Genomic DNA, 8,264 nt, shown 5'->3' with positions numbered 1-8,264 from the left:
GGGGGCAGTGAGATTGATAATACCGAGAGCTTGTGAAAGTTCCATTTAAAAAGGGTCCATGTTGTGCATGAACCCTTTTTACACGAGCCACCGGATCGGTCAACTGATCCTTAAACGATCGGCATTAACCTGCGGGTCGCTTTTTTTATGCATGCAAAACATGGTGCTGTGAGATTGCCCAAAACATTCTGGAAAGTTCCTTCGAGGAATATTTGGTATGCTCATAATTCATGATGTGATCGGTAGCACATTTCAAGCTTTAATTGTATGATGAATGCGTTTCTTAAAGGGTAATCACCATGCGTAACTTGCTCACCGTAATTTGGCAGTACCTGAGATCTTTTATATTAATTTACATATGCTTATATGCAGGCATTGCAATCTCTTCGCTGCTACCAATCACCATTCCCGGCAGTATTATTGGCATGTTAATTCTGTTTGTTTTGCTGTCTCTGCAAATCCTGCCAGCCAAGTGGGTTAAGCCAAGCTGCCATCTGCTTATTCGTTATATGGCGCTGTTGTTTGTACCGATTGGCGTGGGCGTTATGCAGTATGTCGATATCATAAGACAACAATTTGGTCCGGTGGTGGTTTCCTGTTTTATCAGTACCTTAGTGGTATTAGTGGTCGTAAGCTGGAGTTCTCATTTAGTGCACGGTGAGCGCAAAGTAGTCGGTGAAAACGAGGGCGAAACAAAATGATGCATCATATCTGGTGGTCTTTACCTTTAACGCTGGTGACTTTCTTCCTCGCCCGCCAAATCGGAATGCGTTATAAGTCGCCGCTGCTGAACCCATTATTAGTTTCAATGATTGTGATAATCCCCATTCTGGTGTTTACCGGTACGCCATACGATCACTATTTTTCGGGCAGTAAAGTATTGAACGATTTACTGCAACCGGCGGTTGTTGCCCTCGCCTTCCCGCTTTACGAACAGCTTCATCAGATTCGCGCGCGCTGGAAATCCATTATTACCATCTGTTTTATTGGCAGCATGGTGGCGATGGTGACCGGAACATCCGTTGCATTATTAATGGGCGCAACACCGCAAATCGCCGCGTCAATCTTGCCTAAGTCCGTCACTACGCCGATTGCGATGGCGGTTGGTGGCAGCATCGGCGGTATCCCCGCAATTAGCGCCGTATGCGTGATTTTCGTCGGTATTCTTGGCGCCGTATTTGGCCACACTCTTTTAAACTTGATGCGTATCTCAACCAAAGCCTCACGCGGCCTGTCAATGGGAGCGGCATCTCATGCTCTGGGGACTGCTCGTTGCGCTGAAATGGATTTCCAGGAAGGTGCGTTCAGTTCTCTGGCTCTGGTCATTTGCGGCATCATGACCTCACTTATTGCCCCGTTCTTATTCCCGGTGCTTTTGGCTATGTTTGGTTAAAACTTGCGAGAGATCGCGCAATTTCGTTCTTTATTTCATATGTTGCATTTGTATTTAGATAAAGATCACATATAAAGCCCATACAGATCCGTAAACTGCGGTTCAATTACTTGTTATGAGGCTACTACTTATGCGCTCACGTTTTCAGGCTGCTCTCGCACAGCTCCCGGCTTCTCTGCAAGCCGCTTTGCAACCTCTGATTGCTGATTCTCACTTCCCGGCAATGTTTAGTGCAACGGAAGTAGATTCACTGAAAGCCCAGACTGGACTGGATGACGACGCACTAGCATTCGCTTTGCTACCGCTTGCAGCCGCCTGTGCTCGTGCTGATTTATCTCAGTTCTATGTTGGTGCCGTGGCTCGTGGTGTAAGCGGTAATCTCTATTTTGGCGGCAATATGGAGTTTCTTGGCTCCACCATGCAGCAGACCGTTCATGCCGAGCAAAGCGCGATTACCCATGCGTGGATGCGCGGGGAAAAAGCTCTTGCTGCAATTACCGTTAACTACACGCCTTGTGGACACTGTCGCCAGTTTATGAATGAACTGAACAGCGGGGTGGCATTGCGCATTAACCTTCCAGGCCGCAAACCTGCAACCCTGGGCGACTATTTGCCTGATGCCTTTGGCCCTCGCGATTTAGAAATCAAAACATTACTCCTTGATGCAATGGACCATGGTTTTGCATCGCATGGTGATGAACTAAGTCAGGCGGCTATTGCGGCAGCTAACCGCAGCCATGCGCCATACAGTAACGCGCCTTCTGGTGTGGCACTGGAAATGCGCGATGGAACTATTTTCAAAGGAAGTTATGCTGAAAACGCAGCATTCAACCCTTCCCTGCCGCCACTGCAAGCTGCATTGAATCTGCTTAGCCTCTCAGGCTATGACTACAATGAAATTCAGCGAGCGATCCTTGCAGAGAAAGCCGATGCGCCATTGACGCAATGGGATGCCACTGCCGCGACCCTGAAAGCTTTGGGCTGCCTGAATATCGACCGCGCACTTCTGAGCTAAAACTCACAGAACGGGCGTAAATGCGCCCGTTCTGGCGAATTTTAATTCAACCAACTCCACGAATCTTGCTCTTAACCACCAGGTAAAGTAGCCTTGAATAAAATTTCATCCCTTTATTGAGCCGCAAGTCCATGTTGAAGCGCTTGTTTTATAGCCTGTTGGTCATCATCGGCTTGGCTGTGATAGCTGCGCTGTGTCTTGACCGCTGGATAAGCTGGAAAACAGCGCCTTACGTCTACGACGAACTTCAGGATCTACCATACCGCCAGGTCGGTGTGGTGCTGGGAACCGCCAAGTATTACCGCACTGGCGTGATTAATCAGTACTATCAATTCCGTATTCAGGGCGCTTTAAATGCTTATAACAGCGGCAAAGTGAACTATCTGCTATTAAGTGGAGATAATGCCCTGCAGAGTTACAACGAACCGATGACCATGCGCAAAGATCTGATTGCCGGTGGCGTTGACCCTGCCGATATCGTGCTGGATTACGCCGGTTTCCGAACACTTGATTCCATCGTGCGTACTCGCAAAGTGTTTGATACTAATGATTTTATTATTATCACTCAGCGTTTCCATTGCGAACGAGCACTGTTTATCGCCCTCCATATGGGGATTCAGGCGCAGTGTTACGCCGTTCCTTCACCGAAAAATATGATGACTGTACGTATCAGAGAATTTGGTGCGCGTCTGGGTGCGTTGGCAGATTTGTATATCTTCAAGCGAGAGCCACGTTTCCTAGGGCCGCTAGTCCCTATTCCCGCCATGCACGAAGTCCCGGAAGATGCGCAAGCTTATCCGGCGGTGACGCCAGAACAGCTGCTGGAATTGCAGAAGAAAGAGAAGAAATAGAGGCATAAAAAAACCCGCACATATCTTCCTGTGCGGGTCTTGGTAAAACCGTTGAGATTACTTCTTACGAGCGTACTTCAGAGAATCCAGGGCTACTGCGAAGATAATAATCGCGCCTTTGATAATGTACTGCCAGTAAGGGTTCACGCCGATATAAGTCAGACCGTAGTTGATGACCGTAAAGATGATTACACCGGTCACTACGCCTACAACCGTACCCACGCCACCGCTGAATGACACGCCGCCTACCACGCATGCCGCAATCGCATCGAGTTCGTACATAAAGCCGAGGTTGTTGGTTGCAGAACCGATACGACCTGCTTCTAACATCCCGCCGAAGGCGTAGAACACACCGGACAGCGCATAAATCATGATCAGGTTCAGTGCAACGTTAACGCCTGAAACTTTAGCCGCTTCCGGGTTACCACCGATGGCGAAGATGTTCTTACCAAAGCGAGTTTTGTTCCACAGCACCCATACGAACATCACAGCAAATAGTGCATAGAACGTAATGTAGGATAGCCGGAAACTACCTAACGCAATAAAGCCCTGGGTAAATGTCGAGAAATGCGATTCAAAACCAGAAACCGGCGATGCTCCGACAAAGTCGTAATACAGGGAGTTAATACCGTAAACGATAATCATGGTACCCAAAGTGGTGATAAACGGCGTCACGTTCAGGTAGGCGATGATAATTCCGTTCACCAGACCAATGACCGCACCGATAGAGCACACTATCAGCAGTACCACCGGGATAGGCAGGCTGTGCATCTCAGGGAAAACTTTATTGACGTTATCCATTGATTGCAGCAGTGTAGCCGCGATTACCGCCGCAAGCCCCACCTGACGACCAGCAGAAAGGTCAGTACCCTGGGTCACAATCAGCCCCGCCACGCCCAATGCAATAATAATACGCACCGAGGATTGGGTCAGAATATTACTTAAGTTGAGTAAACTTAAAAACGTCGGATCCTGGAAAATAATAATTGCCAGTAGCACCAGTAAAACGACATAAATGCCGCCTTCTTTCAGATAAGTTAGAAAACTTTTCTTATTTAACGCACTCATTTTCAATAGCCCCTAAATTATCAAAGATGCACTGACGCAAGACGTAATATTTCGTTCTGCGTGGTTGTTTTAGTGTCTACAATTCCGGCAACAAGACCATTGCTCATCACCAGAATACGGTCTGTAATCCCTAACAACTCCGGCATTTCGGACGAAATAATAATGATTCCTTTCCCTTTCTTAGCAAGCTCAGCAATCAGCTGATAAATTTCGAACTTAGCACCAACATCGATCCCACGAGTTGGTTCATCCAGCATTAATATCTCAGGCTGTGTTAACAACCAACGCCCGATAATAACTTTCTGTTGGTTACCACCAGATAAAGAACCAATAGAAGTACGGTGACCTGGTGTTTTTACACGCATTGAGTCAATTACCCATTGGGTATCACTTTTCATGCGTGAATTATCTAATAAGCCAACTTTGTTTTTATAATTGCGAATATTAGAAATCAGCGAGTTAAAACCAATATCCAGATAGGCGTAAATCCCTGTTGAGCGACGCTCTTCAGTTACTAAAGCAAAACCATGGTTAATCGCTTCATTGGCCGAATGGTTATTAATTTTTTTACCGTGCAGGTTAATGGTTCCGGCCGATTTTTCGCGGATACCAAATAACGTTTCAACGATATCAGTACGCTTCGCACCGACCAGACCGGCAATACCGAGGATTTCCCCTTTATGCAAATCGAAGGAGACATCACGAATTGAAGGCTGACGCAACGAAGTCAAATTACGCACTTCCAAAATCACGTCACCCGGCACGTTCTCTTTTGTCGGGAAGCGTTGGTTCAGAGAGCGCCCTACCATCATGGAGATGATTTTATCCATGTCCAGCCCTTCTAATGGCTGGGTGGCAATCCATTGTCCGTCACGCAAGATGGTTATCTCATCACACAGTTGGAAGATCTCTTCCATTTTGTGAGAAATATAAACAATGCCGCAGCCACGTTCTTTTAATTTACGAATGATTTTGAAAAGGTGGTTAACTTCCTTTTCTGTCAATGAGGAGGTTGGCTCATCCATAATGACAATTTTGGCATTGTAAGAGAACGCTTTAGCGATTTCGATCATCTGCATTTGTGATACCGACAAAGTGCCCACGCGTGCTTTAGGGTCAATATCAATATCCAGCTCATCAAAGATATGTTTGGTATCACGGTACATTTTGTCTTGATCGACAAACATACCTTTGGTTGGGTAACGCCCCAGCCACATGTTATCCATAACGGTACGTTGTAATACCAGGTTTAACTCCTGGTGTACCATCGAGATACCGTTTTCCAGCGCTTCTTTAGTGCTGGAAAAATTTACTTCTTGTCCCTGAAAAAGAATGCTGCCGGAATCTTTGCTGTAGATCCCAAAAAGACATTTTAATAACGTTGATTTACCAGCCCCGTTTTCACCCATTAATGCGTGAATAGAATGAGGACGGACTTTTAAATTAACATTATCCAGTGCCTTAACGCCGGGGAATGATTTATTAATGTTGGTCATTTCCAACAAATATTCCGACGACTGATTTGTAATATTGTCGACCATAATTACGGTTCCAATAGTGTCACTGAGCGTAAGTTTTGAACCGGGCGCATAAATACGCCCGGTATAAACCAACTACATTACTTATTTACCAGTAAATTCAGCCAGATTGCTCTGATCAACACCTACATAAGGGATACGAACGATTTTGTCTTCGATTTTCCACTTAGTGCCATCAGCGGCAGGCTTACCAGCGGCCAGGTTTTTAGCCAGGTCGAAGGTTGCTTTTGCCTGGTTGTTAGCATCGTTCAGAACGGTACCGGCCATTGCGCCAGATTTAACCAGTGCCAGCGCTTCTGGCAGGGCATCCACACCAAATACTGGAATAGAAGATTTGTTGTGCGCTTTCAGCGCTTCAACTGCACCCATTGCCATCGCATCGTTGTTGGCAATAACCACTTCGATTTTGTTAGCGTTCGGGCCAGACAACCATGCGTCCATCTTATCTTTCGCCTGAGCGGTGTCCCACATTGCAGTATCTAACTGCAGCTGTTGGGTTTTCAGACCTTTATTGTTCAACTCTTTGATAACGTAGGTCGTACGCGCTTCAGCATCCGGGTGACCTGGTTCGCCTTTCAGCAGTACGAACTGAACCTGACCATCTTTGTTAAGATCCCACGCCGGGTTAGCCGCCCAGTGTTTTGCAATCAGGTCGCCCTGAATGATGCCTGATTCTTTAGAGTCAGTACCGACGTAGTAAGCTTTGTCGTAGCTATCCAGCGCTTTGCGAGAAGGTTCTTTGTTGTAGAACACGATTGGAATGTTCTGGCCGCGCGCTTTTTCGATAACGGTGCCAGCAGCAGCCGGGTCAACCAGGTTGATTGCCAGTGCTTTCACGCCTTTTGCCAACAGTACGTCAATCTGATCGTTCTGCTTGGACTGGTCATTCTGTGAGTCGTTCATCAGCAGTTCTACGTCTGGCGAAGCTTTTGCGTCTTTCTCAATCGCTTTGCGAACCACTGACATAAAGTTATCGTCGTATTTGTAAATGGTCACGCCAATACGGGTATCAGCTGCATGAGCGGCTGCACCAAACAACATACAAGACATAACGGCGGACAGGGTCAAAACCTTCTTATTCATGGTATCTCCGGTTTTTTTGCAGGGTAGTTCTTAGGGGTATTCAGGCAGGCAGCGTTGTTACAAAAACGTTACTGAATGCCGAAAATTTTTCTGTTCTAAAAAACTCTTCCGTGTTCAATAACATTCCATAACAGCTTTTATTGGTAGTTTTTTGCCGAATACCTATAAGTAAACTGATTAGTCACCGTTACATATAGTTTCAGCTGATAAGACGCTGACATCATAGTCATCGCATTGTTAATTAACTGTGAATTTACTCACAAATTGAAACCGGTTACATAAAAGACTTTTTTCAGAGAGTGATCGGTGCCGCAATTTGCCGTGGAGCAACAGAATGGCGACGAACTAAAGTCGGCATAAAACAGTGTGTTGCACCATTATCGAGCGTTCCTGCCGCCCCTTGTAACGCCAGTTCGGTCGCCAGGCGTGCCATTGAAACAATGGGGTAACGCACCGTTGTAAGTTGTGGATCGGTGTAACGCGCGATCGGAATGTCATCAAAACCAATCACTGAGACATGATGTGGCACGACAATGCCATTATCTTTCAACGCAGTTAACGCACCTGCTGCCATGCTGTCGTTATAGGCAAATACCGCACTGAGTTGCAGATTGCGGCCTAACAACTCGACCATTGCCGCTTCACCACCCTGCATATCGGGTGATCCCACGCCCACCCAGCTTTCGGGCGGTACAATCCCCTGCTCACTCATGCCACGCAGCCATCCTTCGCGCCGCTGCGCATTGTCTTCAATGGCATGGCTCGATGCCAGATATCCGATGCGCTGATGACCTTGATTAAACAGCATTCTTGTCGCCATCAAAGCGCCACTGACATTATCAAGCCCGACACATCGATGCTCGTACCCCGGCACTATGCGGTTAACCAGCACCATGCCTGGAATGTGATCGAGGAACTCGGCCAGCTCTTTATCACAAAGAGCTTTAGCATGAACAATCAATGCGTTACAGCGTTGTCGAATCAATACCTCAATGGCATGACGCTCTTTTTCTTCCTGATGGTAGCTGTTGCCAATGAGCACATATTTGTTGTGCTCCTGCGCCACGACATCCACCGCTTTGACCAGTGCGCCAAAAAATGGATCGGACACATCCATCACCACTACACCGATTGTATCGCTGACCTGCGTTGCCAGAGCCTGGGCGTTCGCATTCGGGCGATAGCCCAATTGCGCCACCGCCTGCATCACACTTTCACGGGTATCAGCGCTAACCAGCGCGCTGTTATTGAGCACACGGGATACCGTCGCCACGGAGACGCCGGCGATTCGGGCAACGTCACGAATGGTGATCATA

Annotated in this window: 8 protein-coding genes; 4 read left to right on the top strand and 4 right to left on the bottom strand. The window is 47.2% G+C overall.

The genetic code is table 11. The annotated features are described in order from the left end of the window. Positions 1-299: 299 nt before the first annotated feature. From LVQ79_RS22145 to sanA, 4 genes are all read left to right on the top strand, one after another. A complete protein-coding gene (locus LVQ79_RS22145) occupies positions 300-701 on the top strand; it encodes a CidA/LrgA family protein (protein WP_232867006.1) in 402 nt (133 codons plus the stop codon). Then, a complete protein-coding gene (locus LVQ79_RS22140; protein WP_232867003.1) occupies positions 698-1,393 on the top strand; it encodes a CidB/LrgB family autolysis modulator in 696 nt (231 codons plus the stop codon). Before LVQ79_RS22145 ends, LVQ79_RS22140 begins: the two co-directional genes overlap by 4 nt. Positions 1,394-1,523: 130 nt before the next feature. Beyond that, positions 1,524-2,408 (top strand): cytidine deaminase, encoded by an 885-nt coding sequence (cdd, locus tag LVQ79_RS22135; RefSeq protein WP_154154862.1) that lies wholly within the window; start codon positions 1,524-1,526, stop codon positions 2,406-2,408. Positions 2,409-2,539: 131 nt separating this feature from the next. Further along, positions 2,540-3,259, top strand: a complete 720-nt coding sequence (gene sanA / locus LVQ79_RS22130; RefSeq protein ID WP_232867001.1) for an outer membrane permeability protein SanA — start codon at positions 2,540-2,542, stop codon at positions 3,257-3,259. Positions 3,260-3,316: 57 nt separating this feature from the next. Here the strand turns inward: sanA and mglC are convergent, their stop codons facing one another. From mglC to galS, 4 genes are all read right to left on the bottom strand, one after another. After that, entirely contained in the window at positions 3,317-4,327 is a 1,011-nt protein-coding gene (mglC, locus tag LVQ79_RS22125) for a galactose/methyl galactoside ABC transporter permease MglC (protein WP_064512455.1), read from the bottom strand. A gap of 20 nt (positions 4,328-4,347) precedes the next feature. After that, on the bottom strand, positions 4,348-5,868 hold the full coding sequence (gene mglA / locus LVQ79_RS22120) for a galactose/methyl galactoside ABC transporter ATP-binding protein MglA (RefSeq protein ID WP_151994480.1): 1,521 nt from the start codon (positions 5,866-5,868) through the stop codon (positions 4,348-4,350). Between the two features lie 81 nt (positions 5,869-5,949). Continuing rightward, positions 5,950-6,948 carry a galactose/glucose ABC transporter substrate-binding protein MglB gene (mglB, locus tag LVQ79_RS22115; RefSeq protein ID WP_232866997.1) on the bottom strand — a complete coding sequence of 333 codons (999 nt, stop codon included), beginning with the start codon at positions 6,946-6,948 and terminating at the stop codon, positions 5,950-5,952. A 292-nt stretch (positions 6,949-7,240) separates the two neighbouring features. Beyond that, positions 7,241-8,263, bottom strand: coding sequence for an HTH-type transcriptional regulator GalS (gene galS, locus LVQ79_RS22110; protein ID WP_064512461.1), 1,023 nt, complete (start codon positions 8,261-8,263; stop codon positions 7,241-7,243). Between the last annotated feature and the right edge of the window lies 1 nt (position 8,264).

Origin of the sequence: Buttiauxella cochleicola (genome assembly GCF_021282405.1) — a bacterium.
GTDB classification, from domain to species: Bacteria; Pseudomonadota; Gammaproteobacteria; order Enterobacterales; family Enterobacteriaceae; genus Buttiauxella; species Buttiauxella massiliensis.
Note: the sequence above shows the minus strand (reverse complement) of the source record. Positions and strands in the feature narration are given on the sequence as shown.